Genomic DNA, 18121 nt, shown 5'->3' with positions numbered 1-18121 from the left:
CTTATTTTCCCTCCATGATTGCTTCTATTTCGTTATATGTCTTATATGGATCTTCACTCTTGGTGATACTGCGGCCTACGACGATATAGTCACAGCCTTCTTCTTTGGCAAACTGTGGAGTAGCCACACGTTTTTGATCATCCTTAGAATCAGAGCTTAAACGAATGCCTGGGGTTACCGTTAAAAAGTCAGCCCCGCATGCTTCATGAATGGCTCGTGCTTCATGCACGGAACAAACCACACCGTCTAAGCCGCTTTCCTTTGCCAATTTAGCATAGGAAATAACGACATCCTTCACATCTCCGGGAATCAACAATTCTTCATTCATAGCTTCCTGTGAAGTGCTGGTTAACTGTGTGACTGCGATACACAAAGGACGTTTGCCATTGACAGCTCCTTCGTTTAAGCCTTCCATGGCTGCCTTCATCATCGCACTGCCACCGGCCGCATGCAAGTTTACCACATCCACATCCAGCTTTGCCAGATTCTTCATTCCGTTTTTTACCGTGTTTGGAATATCGTGCAATTTCAAATCAAGAAAGATTTTATGCCCTCTTGCCTTGATTTCACGAATCATTTCAAAACCAAACGCATAGGTCAATTCCATTCCAACCTTTACATATATAGGTTTATCAAACTTATCAAGAAAATTCATCACATCTTCTTTTTTTGAAAAATCCAATGCTACCATCGTTCTGCTCATTACTTAAAACTCCTTCCTACAGCTTCTTGTAAACTGTTTACCCCATAGGTTTCAAGAACCTTTGGCAACTCTTCAATTATTTTAACACAACAGTAAGGATCAATAAAGTTCTGCATGCCAACTTCAACAGCACTTGCTCCTGCATATAAGAATTCTAAGACATCTTCTGCTCTGGTAATACCCCCAACTCCGATGATCGGGATGTTAACAGCCTGGGCTACCTGATACACCATACGAATGGCTACCGGTTTGATAGCAGGTCCACTTAAGCCTCCGGTAACATTCGCCAAGATTGGTTTTCCGGTATGCAAATCTAAGCGCATGCCCATCATCGTATTGATCATGACCAAGCCATCGGCTCCCGCTTCTTCTACCGCTTTCGCAATCTCGACAATGTTGGTAACATTCGGAGATAATTTCACGTAGACCGGCTTATTCGCTGCTGCTTTGGCCATTTTGGTTACTTTGGCAGCCAGTTCAGGTGTTGTGCCTAAACCGATACCGCCATGTTTAACATTCGGGCAACTGATATTTAATTCATAAGCTTTAACAACCTGTGAAGCATTCAGTTTCTCAATGACCTCAACGTATTCTTCTTCACTGGCACCTGCTACATTGGCAATGATTTCCGTATCAAACTGTGCTAACCATGGCAGTTCTTTTTCCATGATAACATCGACACCGGGATTTTGTAAACCAATGGCATTTAACATGCCACTTGGTGTTTCCGCAACACGTGGTGTCGGATTGCCAAAACGTTTCTGTGGGGTAGCACTCTTTATCGCAATGCCTCCCAGTATGCTTAAATCATATAATTCCGCAAATTCACGGCCAAAGCCAAAGCAGCCGCTCGCTGGAATAATCGGATTCTTCAGGTTTAATCCTGGCAGTTTTACATGTAGATCCATTAGAATTCCACCTTTCCGATTGGGAATACCGGTCCTTCCTTACAAATGCGATGATAAAGATCAGCTTCTTGTTTATCCTTTGCCACACAAGCCATGCATGCCCCAATACCACATGCCATACGACTTTCAAAAGACATATATCCTTTTTGATAAGCAGCTTCTATCGCCTTTAACATCGGACGCGGACCGCAGCTATAAGTAAAATCACAAGTAATGGCATGGGCCTGAATGGCATCCATGACCGTTCCTTTTACACCATAAGAGCCATCCATCGTAGCTACGACGACATGACAGCCTAAGGCTTTAAATTCCTGTTCATAGAAGACGCTGTCCTTATCATTAAATCCTAAGACAACATGTACTTCCTTGCGTAACACACGATATTGTTTCGCTAATTCATACAGCGGCGGCACACCAACGCCACCTCCAATCAATAAGACTTCATTGCGATTTTCATGAATCGGATAGCTGCTGCCTAAAGGTCCGAAGACATCAATGATATGATGCGCATGTTTCTTAGCTAAGGCTAAAGTGCCATCGCCAACGACCTTATAAACGATGACAAAGCCATCCGCCTCAATGCTAGAGATACTGATGGGACGACGCAGCATATAGCCATCAATCTTGATATTCACAAATTGTCCGGGTTTCATATCCTTTGCCATACCTGCCGCAATTTTCATGCGGTAGGTATCTTTGGCAATTTTTTCATTACTTTGGATAATTCCTTTTTCTTCCTGCATCTTAATCCTCCAATTCATTCATAGAAATGGTTGTAAAGGTCTGTGCCTCCAGTACACGCAGAATAGCATTTGCCGTATCCAGTGACGTGAAACAGCTGATGTTGTTTTCAGCAGCGGCACGACGAATTTCAAAGCCATCCTGATTAGCGGTCTTGGAAATGCTCATTGTGTTGATGACATAATTGATACGTCCTTTACGAATGACATCTACCACATTCTCGCCTTCTGCTTCATTTACTTTATTTACGGTACGTACATAAATACCGTTTTCTTTTAATAGATTTGCTGTACCCTTGGTCGCATAGATACCATAGCCGATGTTTGAGAAACGCTTCGCTATCTTTAAGCCTTCCTGCTTATCCGCATCCGCAACCGTCAATAAGACATTGCCATGCAAAGGAATCTTCACTCCACTTGCCAAAAGCGCTTTATATAAAGCTTTTTCTAATGTATCATCACCGCCTAAGGCTTCTCCGGTTGATTTCATTTCTGGACCTAAGGTTGTATCAACACTACGCAGTTTTGCGAAAGAGAAGACTGGTGCTTTGACAAAGACACGTTCACCTTCTGGATGTACGCCTTCTTCATAGCCCTGTTCTTTTAAGGAATGGCCAAGTACACAGCGGGTTGCCACATAACTCATTGGTACACCGGTAATCTTAGATAAGAATGGTACGGTACGAGAAGAACGTGGATTTACTTCCAGCACATACACTTTCTCATCTCTATCGACAATGAACTGAATATTGTATAAGCCGATGAAGTGGAAACCTTTTCCGATACGGATGGCATACTCAATGATCGTATCCTTCACCTGCTGAGAAGCTGTTGGTGCTGGATAAACGGAGATTGAGTCACCGGAATGGACACCGGCACGCTCGATATGTTCCATGATACCTGGAATATACACATGCTCACCATCACAGATAGCATCAATTTCCATCTCTTTACCAACGATATATTTATCTACTAAGATTGGGGCATCATGACTGATTTCTTTTACCGCAGTTGCCATGTATACCTTTAAGTCATCATCGTTATGCACGATTTCCATGGCACGGCCTCCTAGTACATAGCTTGGACGCACTAATACCGGATATCCGATTTTATTTGCGATCACCAAGGCTTCTTCTACCGTTACCGCCGTTTCTCCCATTGGTTGTGGAATTTCTAGCTTATGCAGCATTTCTTCAAATTCATGGCGATCTTCGGCACGGTCGATATTTTCTAAAGAAGTACCTAAGATCTTCACCCCGCGTTCTACCAGCTTATCGGCTAAGTTGATAGCGGTCTGTCCACCGAACTGCACAATGACACCTAATGGCTGTTCCAGATCGATGATGTGCATAACATCTTCAATCGTCAATGGTTCAAAATATAATTTATCGGAAATGGAGTAATCTGTCGATACTGTTTCCGGATTGTTGTTAATAACGATGGCTTCATAGCCACATTCACGCAAGGTCTTTACACAATGTACGGTCGCATAGTCAAATTCGACACCCTGTCCGATGCGGATAGGACCACTTCCTAGCACGATGATCTTCTTATTATTGCTGGAGATACTTTCGTTTTCATGCTCATACGTAGAATATAAGTATGGGGTATGGGATATATACTCTCCGGCACAGGTATCCACATTCTTATATACCGGAATGATCTGATGCTGTTTGCGCAGTTCATATACTTCACGCTCGCTCATCTCCCATTTTCTGGCGATATAGCTATCCGCAAAGCCCATTTTCTTCGCATGTCGTAAGACTTCTAAATCCCCTTTATGGGCAGCGATGACTTCTTCATAGGCAACGATATTTTTGAAACGATTTAAGAAATAGCGATCCATCTTCGTTACGTTAAAGATATCCTCTACACTGGCACCTCTTCTTAATAAAGCGGTAATCACATAGATACGTTCATCATCACTGCGTTCTAACTTCTTCCACAACTCTTCTTCACTTAAGGCATTGACATCCTTTTGTTCCAGATGATCGGTCTTCATTTCAAGAGAGCGAATGGCTTTTAAGATAGCTTCATCAAAGGTACGTCCAATGGACATGACCTCTCCGGTTGCCTTCATCTGCGTACCTAAGCTACGATCCCCTTTCGGGAATTTGTCAAAGGCAAAGCGTGGGAATTTCGCAACAACATAGTCGATGCATGGTTCTACACAGGCATAGCTTGTCTGCGTAACCGGATTGATGATTTCATCCAGCGTCAGACCAACCGCAACCTTCGCAGCTAGTTTGGCAATTGGATAACCGGTTGCCTTACTTGCTAAGGCACTGGAACGTGAAACACGCGGATTGACCTCGATCACATAGTATTTAAAGGAATTTGGATCTAAAGCCAACTGGACGTTACAACCACCGCAAATCTTTAAGGCACGAATGATCTTTAAAGCAGATGCACGCATGATGCCACATTCACGATCGGTTAAGGTCTGCGTCGGTGCTACAACGATAGAATCTCCGGTATGAATACCAACCGGATCCACATTTTCCATGTTGCAGACAACAATCGCATTATCTGCATTATCACGCATAACTTCGTATTCGATTTCTTTATAGCCCGCAATGCTTTGTTCAATCAGACACTGATGTACCGGAGAAATCTTTAAACCATTGTCACAAATCGTACGTAGTTCGGCTTCACTATGCGCAAAACCACCACCGGTACCACCTAAGGTAAAGGCTGGACGTACAACAACCGGATAACCGTTTATATTTGCGAAGTCAACGGCTTCTTCAATCGTATGCACAATGACACTTTCCGGTACCGGTTCACCGATTTCATACATCAGTTCACGGAATTTATCACGGTCTTCGGCTTTTTCAATAGCATCCAATGCCGTACCTAAAACTTCCACATGGTATTCATCTAAGATGCCGCTTTCTGCCAATTCAACGACCAGATTCAAGCCGGTCTGTCCACCTAAGCTGCCCAAAATAGCATCCGGACGTTCTTTATAGATGATACGGCTGGCAAATTCCAGTGTTAATGGTTCAATGTAAACACGATCCGCAATGACTGAATCGGTCATGATCGTTGCAGGGTTAGAGTTAATCAAAACGACTTCATAGCCTTCCTCACGCAAAGAGGTACAAGCCTGTGTGCCGGCATAATCAAATTCTGCCGCCTGTCCGATGACGATTGGTCCAGAACCAATCACCATGATTTTCTTAATATCTGTTCTCTTTGGCATTCTATTCAGCACTCCTTTCCTGCATCATCTTGCAGAAATCATCAAATATATAATTGCAGTCATCTGCTCCTGGAGCAGCCTCTGGTTCAAAGGAGAAAGACAGCAATGGATAAGTTTCATGTTCACAACCTTCAATCGAATTATCATTTAATGCCTTATAAGTCACAATCAAGCCGGTTCCGATAAGGGAATCTTCGGCAATCTCATAGCCATGGTTTTGCGCCGTAAACTCAATTTTATTTTTCTTTAAGTTACGTACCGGTGAACTATTGCCATGATGGCCAACCTTCATCTTAACGACTTTTGCGCCACATGCACAGGCGATCACTTCATGACCTAAACCAATGCCCAACATTGGCAGCTTGCCTAATAAAGCTTTGCAGGTTGCAATCGTTTCCGGAATATCTTCCGGTGCCCCAGGGCCACCGCTGAAGACTACACCATCCGGATGGATTGCTAAGATATCCTCAGCACTCATATTGTAAGGCACAACAACCAAGTCACAGCCACGCATGTTAAATTCACGGATGACCGCAAACTTCGTTCCGATATCCACCATGACAACCTTTGCGCCACGTGATGGAATCGGGAATGGTTTTTGCGTAGATACCTGCTGTACTCCATCATGAGGCAATTCGCTGTTTTTCAGCATGGCAACAACTTCTTCCACATTTGCATCTTCATCTGCCATGATTGCCTTTAAAGTACCATGATCTCTAATCTTACGCGTAATTTCACGAGTATCAATATCGGCAATGCCCGGGATACCTTTTAATTTCATGAAGGCATCTAGTGTCATATCACTGCGAAAGTTACTAGGTTGTTCACAGTATTCTTTTACAACAAAGCCAAATACCATAGGGGAAATACTTTCAAAATCATCGCGGTTGATGCCGCAGTTGCCCATTGCCGGATACGTCATCATAACGATTTGTCCATAATACGATAAATCAGAAATGATTTCCTGATAACCGCTCATACCGGTCTGAAAGATCAATTCTCCCATACGATAATTGTCAGCGCCAAAAGCAATTCCTTCATACACACTGCCATCTTCTAAAATCAAGCGTCTTTTTTTCATGCGAATTCCTCCTTCTTGTGTTCATACACACAGGTTCCATTGCAGAAGGTCTGGATGACCCAGCCTGCTGCCTCTACACCATCAAATGGTGTGTTCTTACCTTTCGAATAAAACTTGTCTTTGTCCACCTTGTGATAGCTTTCCAAATCTACAAGGATGAAATCAGCGTCATAGCCTACGGCTAATTTACCTTTGCGCTTTAAGCGGAAACGTTTTGCCACAGCTTCACTCATCCAATACACGAGCTGTCCTAAGGTAAAGCGTTTTTCTTCTTTCACAAATTTCGTATATAGTAAGGGGAAGGCGGTTTCTAAGGCAACAATGCCAAAGGGTGCCTCTTCCATACCTTTTTGTTTTTCTGCTTCTGCATGAGGGGCATGATCGTTCGCAATAAAATCAATCGTGCCATCCAGCAAGCCTTGGATCAGTGCTTGGCGATCTTCTTCGCTGCGCAGCGGTGGATTCATCTTATGGTTAGGACCTTCAACATCCATCTCATTTAGCAACAAGTGATGTGCGGTTACCTCACCACTGCAATCCACACCAAGCGCTTTATATTCTTTTAAATAGGCAACACTTTCCTTCGCACTCATATGACACACATGATAGCGACAACCAATAGCTTTCGCTAAGTCTAAATCACGTTTCATCTGCGCATACTCGCAAGCACTGGGAATACCTAATAGATGCAATTCTTGATTGCGAATGCCTTCATGCATACAAGCCTTTGGTCTGCGATAGCGCATATCTTCCGTATGTGCCACGATCATACCATCTACTTCCTTGCATGCCTGCATCGCTTGTTTCATCATTTCCGCTGTTGCCACACCAACACCATCATCAGAGAAAGCATGAATGCCCATGGCACTCAGTCCTTTCATATCTACGACTTCCTTGCTGGCTTCCCCTTTTGTGATACAAGCATATGGCAGTACATGAACAAGTGCATCCTGTTTGATTTTTGCTAAGTAGGCAGTCATCGTATCAACATTATCCGGATAAGGGATGACATTGGGCATCGCCATGATCGTTGTAAAACCACCATGGGCAGCTGCCTTGGTGCCGCTTTGAATCGTTTCCTTATGCGTATAACCCGGTTCTCGCAAATGCACATGTGCATCGATCAAACCTGGCAATACCGCATGTCCTGCGGCATCAATCACTTCCGCCTCAGTATCATCAATATGTTCTGCTATCTGTTTGATCCCGGTTTCATCAAAAAGCATTTCTGCTTTCTTTAACTCGTTATCCAACAGCAAATAGCCATTTTTTACCAGTTTCATATGCTTCCTCCTAGCGATCAAATGGTGCATAGCCTAACGCGCGTTTCACAACCGCTTTACGTACCAGCACACCATTGCTCATCTGCTGAAAGATGCGGCTGTTTTTAGCTTCTACCAAGTCACTGTCAATTTCCACACCGCGATTGACCGGTGCAGGATGCATGATAATCGCATTTGGCTTCATCATGGCCGCTCTTTCCTTTGTCAAACCATAGTTTTGCAAGTATTCTTCCTTGCACATCTTCATGGTTTCTTGATGGCGTTCATGCTGGATGCGCAGCATCATGACAACATCTGCCCATTGCACAGCTTCCTCGATATCTTTATAAGAAGCATCAGTTTCTACCCATTCTTTAGGTCCGCTGAAGCATACCTCTCCACCTAGCAGATCCATAGCTTCCTTGATACTGTTTGCGACACGAGAATGTTTTACATCACCAATCACGGCAACCTTAATGCCTTCAAAGGTGTGAAATTCTTGATAGATCGTTAATAGATCCAATAAGCATTGGGTTGGATGATTCCCACAGCCATCTCCTGCATTCAAGATTGGAATTTGAATATTTTCCAATTCTTTAAAGTATTCATCCTGACTATGGCGAATAACAAGCGCATCATAGCCAATGCTTTCAAATGTCTTTACGGTATCGTATAAGGATTCTCCTTTTTCAACGCTGCTTCCCTGTGCGGTGAAGTTTTCCACGCTTGCTCCTAATTGATGCTGTGCTGATGCAAATGAGAAGTGCGTTCGTGTGCTTGGTTCAAAAAAAAGATTAGCAATCAACGTACGACGAGGAAATTGCCAATCTGATTGGGAACACGAAAACGCTTCAGCATCATGGAGAATATCAAAAATCTCTTCTTTTGTTAAATCGCAGATTCTTAACAAACTGTTTTTGTTCATAACCTAACCTCCATGGCTTTAAAAAAAGCCCTTTTGCATACAAAAGGACCTTACATCACTATCTCCAGTTATCTTTCCTTCATAACCTCTCTGGATTATTTTAAAGGACCTTTTTCTATTGATAATTTTACCATATATCATCAAGATTACAAGAATTTTTTTATGAAATTCATACGCACATTAGCTCATCTTATTTCTACACTGCATTTTAAGCTTTCTGAATCACTTCCTTTTTTGATGCGTAACTTCTTAACGATACGGATATCGCATGCCCTACCATTTCTTTCTATTATTTTTGAATGTCTTTTTATAACACAGATAGATCCTTTCCTATATGGTCTATTAAGAAACGTTCTTCCATTCCTTTACTATCTTTTATTATATAGCATTTCTGTTTCATCATTTGCCAGTATCTTGTACTTTTTTTCTTGATTGGCAATAAATTGCTCACTATAGCGGAAAAATTCATAAAAACGTGATGTAAGCTCCACATCTCGCGTCAATAAGCGATGGGCATATTCTTGTCTTATTATATCATCATGAAATTGAAATAAAAAATCATACATGAAGAAATAAGCATGCAACTCTTTTTTAGCACAAAGGCCACTCGTACTTAACAATGCCGTATAAGATAATAAAGCATCTACACATTGTTCGACACTTTGGTTTAGTGCCTGTAAATGTTTTTTGGCCTGGTTACTGCGAATATATGGATTTCTATCCCAAAAAGGCGCATGCTGCAACTGCTCTAACTGCTTTTTTAAATCATTGACATAAAGCTTCAGCTTAGCTCCTTCTATATAAATCTTTCGCTGTATGGATGAATCCATCATGCTAACACCCGCTTTAAGATTGCTTCAACCATCGTAGCATTGCGATAATGCAGTGGATATTTTTTTACAACATCTTTTTGACGATGTAGAAAACGTAAAGATACGCTTGGCATTTCATCCTGCAAATCAATTTTCATCCATAATTGCAATTCGTCATATGGATAACACATTTCACCTTGAATAAACTTCTTCCGTTTCCAATGCATATGAGTTCTTGTTTCTCTGTCCTCCCAAAGTTGAAACTGCTCTATTACTTCTGGCAATAAAGGTATCTTCACGAATTCTTTTGGATATTTTTGAAATTGCTGAATCATCATGGTCCGCAATCGTTCATTTTGTTTCTGTCGCACTTCCTGTTGTTTAGCCTCTTTACGATTTACTATATCCAAGATACGCTGAGCATTTTGTGCATTACCATCTAAATAACGTTGATGAATATACATCAGATCTTTCGCATCATTTAATGCATTATGATCAACAGCCCCCTGAATATCATAGATCAGCTTCATATCATCCAAAGATAAGCTTGGAGAAATAATCTTATTTTGAAATTTTACGGTTGCGGATATTTCTTTTTGTAAATCTTGAATACGATCAAACAGTGCACCATCAATATGATGAATAGCACAATTTTTCATTAATGTTCTGGGATCATCCGGCCCACAGCTGTATAACTGAATATCGGCTAACTCACCAAAGCGTTGCAACCATGATAAAAAATGCTCTGTGACCACTTCCAAGGGCTCAGCAGCTAAAATTTCTTTATCTTTTAAATGCGTCATCTTTTTTACAACAGGTGTCAAATGGCGAAAATATCTTGGCCGTACTAATGTGTAAAACGTATCTAACATCTGTTTTTGTCGACAAGCCACAGCACCAAAACTGATGACCGCCTGTTCAAAGCGTTTCTGATAGCGCACTGCATCAAATTCTGCATCAATATATACTTGAATCATCTTGTTACCTCACTGTTCTTATTATAGTAAGATTTGAAATAGAAAGCAATAAAGGGCTCCCTTTTTCAGCAATTTGCCTGCGTATATGTGAAATATGCTGGCAATTCATGGTAAAATAGAAATAGTTTTAAGAAAAAGGAGCACTGGTTATGTTTACACATAAGAAAATAGACTTACATTTACACTTTGATGGTTCTTTACCCTTAGCATATGCGTATACTTTGGCAAAGCAACACCCATCCTTACAAAAACTAGATGAAAAAGCCTTTCAAAAACGGATGCAGGTAGATGCTGATTGTCATTCCCTGTACGATTATTTAGCACGTTTTGATACACCGCTAGCTTTATTACAGACACCGGAAGCGTTATACTTTGGCATGTGTGCGTGCATCGAAAACTTAGCTAATCAAGGTCTTATCTATGCTGAAATCCGCTTTGCTCCACAACAGCATACGCGAGGTGGTTTATCACAACAGCGTGTAGTTGAAATCTTATTGCAGGCACGAAAAGATTGTGCCTTGCGCTTTTCGCAACTTAAAGTAAATTTCATTTTATGTATGATGGTACTTGGTGAAGAATCGCTAACACATCAGGCGAATGTAGAAACTGTGCATTTATGTCACCGCTATCTTAAGGATGGCGTCGTTGCCCTTGATTTAGCCGGTGCAGAAGGGTTAGCCCCGATGATAGATTTCAAACAATTATTTGCTTTGGCACGCTCTTATCAAATTCCCTTGACCATTCATGCTGGTGAAAGTTATGGTCCAGAAAACATTGAAACCGCCATTGCCTTTGGAGCATCAAGGATTGGGCATGGGACAAGTGCCTTGCAAGATGAAGAAGTCATGGCTTTATTAAGAGATCAACAAATACCGCTAGAAGTCTGTATTACCAGTAATGTACAATGTGAAGTCACAGCATCGTATGAGGCACATCCTATTCATCAATATCTCTCCTATGGCATTCCTATCACAATCAATACCGATAATATGACCATTTCACATACCGACCTAGATAAAGAATATGCTTATCTGATAAAGTACCAAAATTTTCAGGAAGAAGATTTAGCTGCCTGTCTGTCAACTTCGCTGCAAGCTGCCTTTTTAAGTGAACATGAAAAGAATGAATTGCGTAACCTTTTGCAAAAGGAGTCTTTGTGATGCTAAAAGAATATATCTTTTTGGCATGGTTTACTTGCCTTTTCATTCTTATCCTTTTAAAAGCTGTTATGCTACTAGAAACAAAGCATTCGTAACGCACAACGATTAGTATACTCTTGAAAAGATAAAAGGTGGAGTTAGCGGCTATGCGAAAACGCTAAAATAAGAAGATCGTACCTATTGTATTCTGAAAAGAACCCTTTTCGTTTGGTTATCCAAACGTTAGGGTTCACTTCCTTACTTAAGATACTATCTTCATTTTTTCTTATCTTTTTGTTCACTGTTTATGAATATATGGATTTTCGGCACAGTACACAAAATGGCGCATATCCATATGGTAATACTGCTTAACGATAACGCCAGTTTTTATCATGCCGTTACGTTCTGCAACCTTGATAGATGCCGCATTATTATCGCGAATGATAGAAAAGACCCAAGGGGCATGAAATTTGGTAAACGCATATTCCTTCACTGCTTTCGCTGCTTCAATCGCATACCCTTGATGCCAATATGCTCGCTGTAGCAGATAGCCGATTTCAAGTAGCTTTCGACCATCGATTTCTTGTATTGTTAAACCACACTGTCCTATGAAATTACCATCATGTTTCCTAATCAACGCCCATAAACCGAAACCATCTTCATCATAACGAGCTAACTGGCGCTGTAGCCACGCTTCCACTTCTTCATCACTAAATGCATGCGCATAAGCATACATGGCGACTTCATCCTGCAATGTTTTCTTTAAATTATCCATATCATCGTAACACAACTTACGAAATACTAAGCGATTTGTTTCTAAGATGTTATCCATGAGACAATACGACCGTAATCAAATGCGGATGATTATGAATGCGCAAAGGGAACTTACTATTTCCCAATCCACGGCTGACAACTAACACACTGTCTTTTCCATGATACAATCCATCACAATAAGTAGGTTTCCATCCTTGATGAGGAGAAAATAATCCCTGTCGATGACCGATTCCTATTTGACCGCCATGGGCATGACCACTAAAAATCAAATGATAGCCACAAGCTTCATACCAAGGAAAATATTCCGGACGATGACTTAATAAAATCGTAAAATCATCTTTAACCGCTTTGCGCAGTTCAACCAAAGTTCGTGCAAATTGCGAAGAACTATCCTCATAAAAATATGGGTCTTTCACACCTACGATAGCCATTGTATCGTCATCCTTTGATAAATAAGCTATGCGATTATCCAAAATCTTAACGCCTTGTTTTCGCAAATATGCAACCAGTGTTAAATAAATAGGACTATTCGCCTCATGATTTCCCGGTACATAATACACAGGAGCCATACGTACAATTTCCTGAATGAGGGCTTTCATAGGTCTAAGGTTTGTTTCCTTGCTTCTTGCTCCATCAATTAAATCACCGGTAATTACAATGATATCTGCATGTGCAAACTGTATTTCTTTTAACAGTTTTTTCTGGTAATGTCCAAAGCTGGTATTATGCAAATCAGAGATATGCAATATGCGACAGCCATGAAACGCATTCGGTACCTTTTTATTCTGATACACAAAGGTTTCACAATCTAAGGTATGATTTTCATGATAGCTCCACCAAATGCCCCCTGTACACATTGCCCCTGCTAAAAAGGCCTTTGTTTTATTTTTCATATGTTTCACCTCACATAGGATTTCTATGTAAAATTATACCACCTTTTTCTGTCTTTTCCTATTCTTTTCCTTAATAGCTATGCTATAATACTTACACGAATAAGCATAGAAAAGTAAAGGGAGATTTTCATGAAAGAAACGCATATCGGAATCATTGGTTCCTGTGTCTGTGATGTCATCCTGACATTACCTAAACTTCCCACAACAGCACAAGATGTACATCTGTATACCCAAACGATGCGATTAGGTGGTTGTGCATACAACGCTGCGCAAGTGTTACAAGTACTCCAACAACCCTATGTATTGTTTTCGCCTGTGGGCAAAGGAATTTATGGAGATTATGTACGTACTCATCTGCATGATAACCATATGCATTCCATAATCGAAGATGTTGAAGACGAAAACGGCTGTTGTTATTGCTTAGTTGAGGATAGTGGTGAACGTACCTTTTTATCCTTACATGGCTGTGAATATCGCTTTCAGAAAGCTTGGTTCACAAGACTGAATGCCTATACCTTTGACAGTGTATATATTTGCGGTTTAGAAATAGAGGAAGATAGTGGTCGTTATATTTTAGAATGGCTCCAACAACACCCTGAAGTGACTATCTATTTTGCCCCTGGGCCACGAATTTGTAAAATACCGTCAGAGCGCATGCAGGCATTGTTACGCATGCATGCCATACTTCATATCAATGAAGAAGAAGCACTATCCTATACCCATTCAACGAGCATTCAACAAGCTGCCACAATGCTTTATGCCCAAAGTCATGCACCAATCATCATTACATTAGGAGCGAATGGTGTTTATTTCTATGATGGCATGCAAGCATTCACCATTCCTTCCCCAAGTGTACAAGTAACAGATACGATTGGAGCCGGTGATACCCATATAGGAGCTTTGCTTGCCCTAAGACACATGAAAAAGGATTGGCCAACTGCCCTTTTCTATGCCAATCAGCTAGCTGCAAAAGTTGTTTCACATGTAGGTGCTGACTTACGTAAAGAAGATGTAATAGACTTATTCCCTCACATAAAATCTTTACGTAATTGTTGGAAACCATGATAATGTAAATACCACCAGATACTGCCACATGCAATAAAACATAAACCCAAAAATAAATAAAGCGCGTCATGTGAGGATGAAACATTACCGCTTTTTTTCTGCAAATGGAAATAAATATTCTGAATCTGCTTATGATTTTTCGAAGTCATCGTGAAACGCAGACCTTCCTCATTCTCCTTATATAAATGCTCATCTAAAACGGCTAAACGATAATTACCTAAAAAAAGATGTTCCGCCATAAACATCCCCTCTTGATTCGTTTCCCCCTGACAGCAACGCTGGTTCTGTTCATCTAACACTTGTAAAGACATTTTTGCAATGGCTTTTCCCTTTTCATCCTGTAACCATATCCGCACACTCCCTTCCATATGCGCATTACGTATTGTATCTACAACAAGTGTCTTATCCTGCTGCAACGAAATCGCTAGTGGTTTTTCCATCATCTCATAGCCATAAGGGCTGCTTTCTTGACTCAGCACATAATCTCCTGCCGGCAATTCTGTAATTTTCCATTCTCCTTTGGCATTGGTGATAACAGCATCTTTCATAACGGCACCATATTGATATAAAGTGAAACTTGCCCCCTGTACAGGGTGTCCCTTTTCATCTAACACTTTACCTTCAACACAATATCCTTCCTCTTTTGCGGTAACCGCTGTTACCATCAAGAAGACACTCACCAATACTGACCCAATCCACTTGAATAATCTCATATGCTCACCTCATGACAGTGTATGAATCAAAGCAATGAAAAAAAACCTTTTTCATCTAAAAACATCCTTTGTTTCCTCTCTTCATGTCGATGCTTCTAGGCAATCATTGAGATGAATATGCACATGTTACATATAGTATAAGGAAAGGAGATGAAAGAATGGCTACACAATATGTAATTAAACGAGGTGACCTCGGTATCGGTGTGAACAAACTGCAGGCATATCTGAATATGATGCAACAACGGAATCTAATTTCTACCGTGAATAAACAAGATGGTGTCTTTGGCCCATTAACAGAAACAGCCGTACGGGAATGGCAACGTTATGCCGGCTTACCAATTGATGGTGTTATTAATTATAATACCTGGAATTCTCTTGTCGATAAGCTTCGTGAATTAGGTGTCGTCACCAATATTCCGGTTGCCAATCGTGGTTTTTATTTATCCAGCGGTCAACAAGGACTTTCCGTATTTAAAATGCAAGAATACCTCAATGAAATTGCAGCCACCAATAAATGTCTGCGTCCGATTCCGGTAGATGGCATCTATGGACCAAGAACCGTCGCTGCTGTACAGCAATATCAGTATTTATATGATTTAAATGTCGATGGTGTCATCGGTAGCATGACCTGGGATAGCATCATCAATGAGCGTAATAAGCTCTAACCTTTACAAACGTATAAAAAAAGAAGACATCCCCTTGCAAAGATATCTTCCATAAGTTTATGAATATCGCACAGGACGATCAAACTCAAGTACATCGTCCTCTACATAATGCTCAATTGCTGCAGTTTGATTCTTCTGAAACATATCCGGTAAGCGACGCTTTTGTAGGATATAGTTCAATAAACCAATCAAAGCAGCATTTATAAGTGACATTAAAAAATTCAATTTTAAAACAAGGATAAAGATTAAAAGGATAATAACAACTAAACCAGCAGTAATTAACAACAAACGTTTACTGATGAAGTTATATGTATCTTCCAAAAAATCCGTGTAACGCTCAATAAACTCAAGCATTTCTTCCGGTATCGTATAAGGAATCATATCCAAAAAACGCGGACGTTTTTTCTTAGGATTTTCATAGCATTCCTTAATTTTCAGCATGCGCATGGCACAAAAGCGTGCAGCATTTTTATTTTCCTGCTGTTCATACTTCAATCCTTCCATATACATAAGCTTCATATATTCTTCACTTGTTAACTCATTTTCGGTATGCGTCAACAATTCTTTTAATCGTGCATCTAATCCGGCATCTACATGCTCATCCATAATTTTAAAATCCTGATAGATTTCATTCAACACCGTTTCAAATTGAAAATCTACAGATTCCGCCGTTACTTCCTTTGTTTCTACGGCTTCTAAGGTTTCTTTTTGTTCCATGATATTCCTACTTTCTATTCTGTTAGTAATTATAGCATACCCTTTTCTGTTTGCGAAAGGATTTCATGAATTCTTTTCCTTCTGTTTTCATCTATGTTATACTAAGGATGCAACATGAAAGAAGATGATCTCATGAATACCGTAGGATTAATGATTCCGACAAAAGAACATGAACATCGCCGCGTTTTACGTCCATGCGACATCGCATCTATGAAACACAAGGAACAACTGTATCTCTGCCATGGCTATGGAGAGATATGCGGATTTTCAGATGAGGATTATCGAGCTAGTGGCGCTCATATAGATGATCCTAAAGAAGTGATGAGAAAGCAAATCATCTGCGACCCAAAAATCGGAGATGCCAGCTATCTACAGGATCTGGCAGATGGCACGATTTTGTTTGGCTGGGTACATCCTGCCGAAACCAAAGAACGCGCAGAATTGCTGATGCGTAAAAAAATGAATGCCTTTGCCTGGGAAAACATGTATGAGGAAGGTCGTGCTGTTTTCTATAAAAACAGTGAATTGGCTGGCAAGGCTGCTGTTTTACATGCTTTTCAATTATACGGAACACTTCCTCAAGGGAAGAAAGTAGCAATCTTAGGAAATGGCAACACAGCAAAAGGAGCTATGCAAATATTGTATCAGCTAGGTGCTTATGTGGATGTTTATCCACGTAAGGCTGAACAAGCATTTCTTCATCATTTTCAGGAATATGATGTTATCATAAATTGTATTTTATGGGATGTTGAACGAAGTGATCACATTTTGTATCTCAGTGATCTAAAAAAGATGAAACCACATGCGATGATCATTGATGTTAGCTGCGATGCACATTGTGCCATTGAATCTTCTCAACCAACAACCTTTACCCATCCGGTGTATGAGATTGATGGGATATTGCATTATGCTGTTGATCATACACCTAGCTTGTTTCATCGAAGCTTCTTAGAGGATTGCGGACCGATCTGTGCACATTATCTGGATATCCTGATTGCAGATGGCAATGACCCTGTTTTACAAGAAGCAAACATTCTGAAAGATGGTGTCTTTACCAATAACGACATCTTTGTTTATCTGCAGATGCTCGAAAATAACAACATCTTGTTTAAAAACAAGATGGCTGAAAACGATTGATTGCCAGCTAGTTTTGACATCATCCTTTGCTTAATAGCGGTAACATATACCAAATTGAATAAGATGATTAAGAAACCAGTGATAACTGATGATATACCAGCTTAAGAAAAAAGCTGTAATACTAGTGGAAAATGAAAAGGGTATCCAAAATCTTTAGGGGTCTGAAATTTAGGGGCAACTTTAGGGGTCTAGACTTTAGGGGGTTATTTCAAATGAGAAATAGGTGAATCTGCCTGTTTCTTTATTTATAATATTTCATGGTTATGCTCTCTGTTAAAAGGAGGTAACTCATGGATTATTCTTATATTTTTAAATTGCTGAGCCTACCTGATGATGGCTCTATCAGTATTGATAATGTTGAAGTTGCTGGCGATACGAAATATGTCTATATTTCAAGACCGCCTA

17 protein-coding genes are annotated in these 18121 nt (G+C 40.5%); 4 read left to right on the top strand and 13 right to left on the bottom strand.

All coding sequences use genetic code 11. The annotated features are described in order from the left end of the window. Position 1: 1 nt before the first annotated feature. From pyrF to LI241_RS08245, 9 genes are all read right to left on the bottom strand, one after another. Positions 2 to 703, bottom strand: coding sequence for an orotidine-5'-phosphate decarboxylase (gene pyrF, locus LI241_RS08285; protein ID WP_008687803.1), 702 nt, complete (start codon positions 701 to 703; stop codon positions 2 to 4). Beyond that, a complete protein-coding gene (locus tag LI241_RS08280; RefSeq protein WP_008687797.1) occupies positions 703 to 1611 on the bottom strand; it encodes a dihydroorotate dehydrogenase in 909 nt (302 codons plus the stop codon). The genes pyrF and LI241_RS08280 overlap by 1 nt, the downstream gene beginning before the upstream one ends. Beyond that, positions 1611 to 2354, bottom strand: coding sequence for a dihydroorotate dehydrogenase electron transfer subunit (locus LI241_RS08275; protein WP_008687796.1), 744 nt, complete (start codon positions 2352 to 2354; stop codon positions 1611 to 1613). Before LI241_RS08275 ends, LI241_RS08280 begins: the two co-directional genes overlap by 1 nt. A 1-nt stretch (position 2355) precedes the next feature. Continuing rightward, on the bottom strand, positions 2356 to 5556 hold the full coding sequence (gene carB, locus LI241_RS08270; RefSeq protein ID WP_008687795.1) for a carbamoyl-phosphate synthase large subunit: 3201 nt from the start codon (positions 5554 to 5556) through the stop codon (positions 2356 to 2358). 1 nt (position 5557) lies between these two features. Further along, a complete protein-coding gene (carA, locus tag LI241_RS08265; protein ID WP_008687794.1) occupies positions 5558 to 6637 on the bottom strand; it encodes a glutamine-hydrolyzing carbamoyl-phosphate synthase small subunit in 1080 nt (359 codons plus the stop codon). Next, positions 6634 to 7920 carry a dihydroorotase family protein gene (locus LI241_RS08260; protein WP_008687793.1) on the bottom strand — a complete coding sequence of 429 codons (1287 nt, stop codon included), beginning with the start codon at positions 7918 to 7920 and terminating at the stop codon, positions 6634 to 6636. The genes carA and LI241_RS08260 overlap by 4 nt, the downstream gene beginning before the upstream one ends. Before the next feature lie 10 nt (positions 7921 to 7930). Beyond that, on the bottom strand, positions 7931 to 8824 hold the full coding sequence (locus tag LI241_RS08255; RefSeq protein ID WP_008687792.1) for an aspartate carbamoyltransferase catalytic subunit: 894 nt from the start codon (positions 8822 to 8824) through the stop codon (positions 7931 to 7933). 368 nt (positions 8825 to 9192) lie between these two features. Further along, positions 9193 to 9657, bottom strand: coding sequence for a hypothetical protein (locus LI241_RS08250; protein ID WP_017144673.1), 465 nt, complete (start codon positions 9655 to 9657; stop codon positions 9193 to 9195). Then, the gene (locus LI241_RS08245; protein WP_008687785.1) at positions 9654 to 10613 is read right to left on the bottom strand and encodes an exonuclease domain-containing protein; all 960 of its coding nucleotides are present in this window, start codon (positions 10611 to 10613) and stop codon (positions 9654 to 9656) included. Before LI241_RS08245 ends, LI241_RS08250 begins: the two co-directional genes overlap by 4 nt. A 149-nt stretch (positions 10614 to 10762) precedes the next feature. On the opposite strand from LI241_RS08245, the gene add reads away from it, so the two are divergent. Next, positions 10763 to 11773 (top strand): adenosine deaminase, encoded by a 1011-nt coding sequence (add, locus tag LI241_RS08240; RefSeq protein WP_008687784.1) that lies wholly within the window; start codon positions 10763 to 10765, stop codon positions 11771 to 11773. 277 nt (positions 11774 to 12050) lie between these two features. Here add and LI241_RS08235 read toward each other — a convergent pair whose 3' ends face one another. Beyond that, positions 12051 to 12584 carry a GNAT family N-acetyltransferase gene (locus LI241_RS08235; protein WP_008687783.1) on the bottom strand — a complete coding sequence of 178 codons (534 nt, stop codon included), beginning with the start codon at positions 12582 to 12584 and terminating at the stop codon, positions 12051 to 12053. Beyond that, on the bottom strand, positions 12577 to 13419 hold the full coding sequence (locus LI241_RS08230; protein ID WP_008687782.1) for a metallophosphoesterase: 843 nt from the start codon (positions 13417 to 13419) through the stop codon (positions 12577 to 12579). The genes LI241_RS08235 and LI241_RS08230 overlap by 8 nt, the downstream gene beginning before the upstream one ends. 129 nt (positions 13420 to 13548) lie before the next feature. Here LI241_RS08230 and LI241_RS08225 point away from each other — a divergent pair, with 129 nt between their 5' ends. Then, positions 13549 to 14484 (top strand): PfkB family carbohydrate kinase, encoded by a 936-nt coding sequence (locus LI241_RS08225; RefSeq protein ID WP_008687781.1) that lies wholly within the window; start codon positions 13549 to 13551, stop codon positions 14482 to 14484. Here the strand turns inward: LI241_RS08225 and LI241_RS08220 are convergent. Next, positions 14448 to 15197 carry a collagen binding domain-containing protein gene (locus LI241_RS08220; protein WP_008687780.1) on the bottom strand — a complete coding sequence of 250 codons (750 nt, stop codon included), beginning with the start codon at positions 15195 to 15197 and terminating at the stop codon, positions 14448 to 14450. The genes LI241_RS08225 and LI241_RS08220 overlap by 37 nt on opposite strands. Before the next feature lie 158 nt (positions 15198 to 15355). Here LI241_RS08220 and LI241_RS08215 point away from each other — a divergent pair, with 158 nt between their 5' ends. Further along, entirely contained in the window at positions 15356 to 15862 is a 507-nt protein-coding gene (locus LI241_RS08215) for a peptidoglycan-binding protein (protein ID WP_008687779.1), read from the top strand. A gap of 57 nt (positions 15863 to 15919) precedes the next feature. Here the strand turns inward: LI241_RS08215 and LI241_RS08210 are convergent, their stop codons facing one another. Beyond that, positions 15920 to 16579 (bottom strand): hypothetical protein, encoded by a 660-nt coding sequence (locus tag LI241_RS08210; RefSeq protein WP_008687778.1) that lies wholly within the window; start codon positions 16577 to 16579, stop codon positions 15920 to 15922. Between the two features lie 114 nt (positions 16580 to 16693). On the opposite strand from LI241_RS08210, the gene LI241_RS08205 reads away from it, so the two are divergent. Beyond that, positions 16694 to 17716 (top strand): N(5)-(carboxyethyl)ornithine synthase, encoded by a 1023-nt coding sequence (locus tag LI241_RS08205; RefSeq protein ID WP_008687777.1) that lies wholly within the window; start codon positions 16694 to 16696, stop codon positions 17714 to 17716. The last annotated feature ends 405 nt before the right edge of the window (positions 17717 to 18121 follow it).

Source organism: Longicatena sp. 210702-DFI.1.196 (genome assembly GCF_020563125.1).
GTDB classification, from domain to species: domain Bacteria; phylum Bacillota_I; class Bacilli_A; order Erysipelotrichales; family Erysipelotrichaceae; genus Longicatena; species Longicatena caecimuris.
The sequence above is the reverse complement of the archived record's forward strand: the minus strand, read 5'-3'. Positions and strand labels throughout refer to the sequence as shown.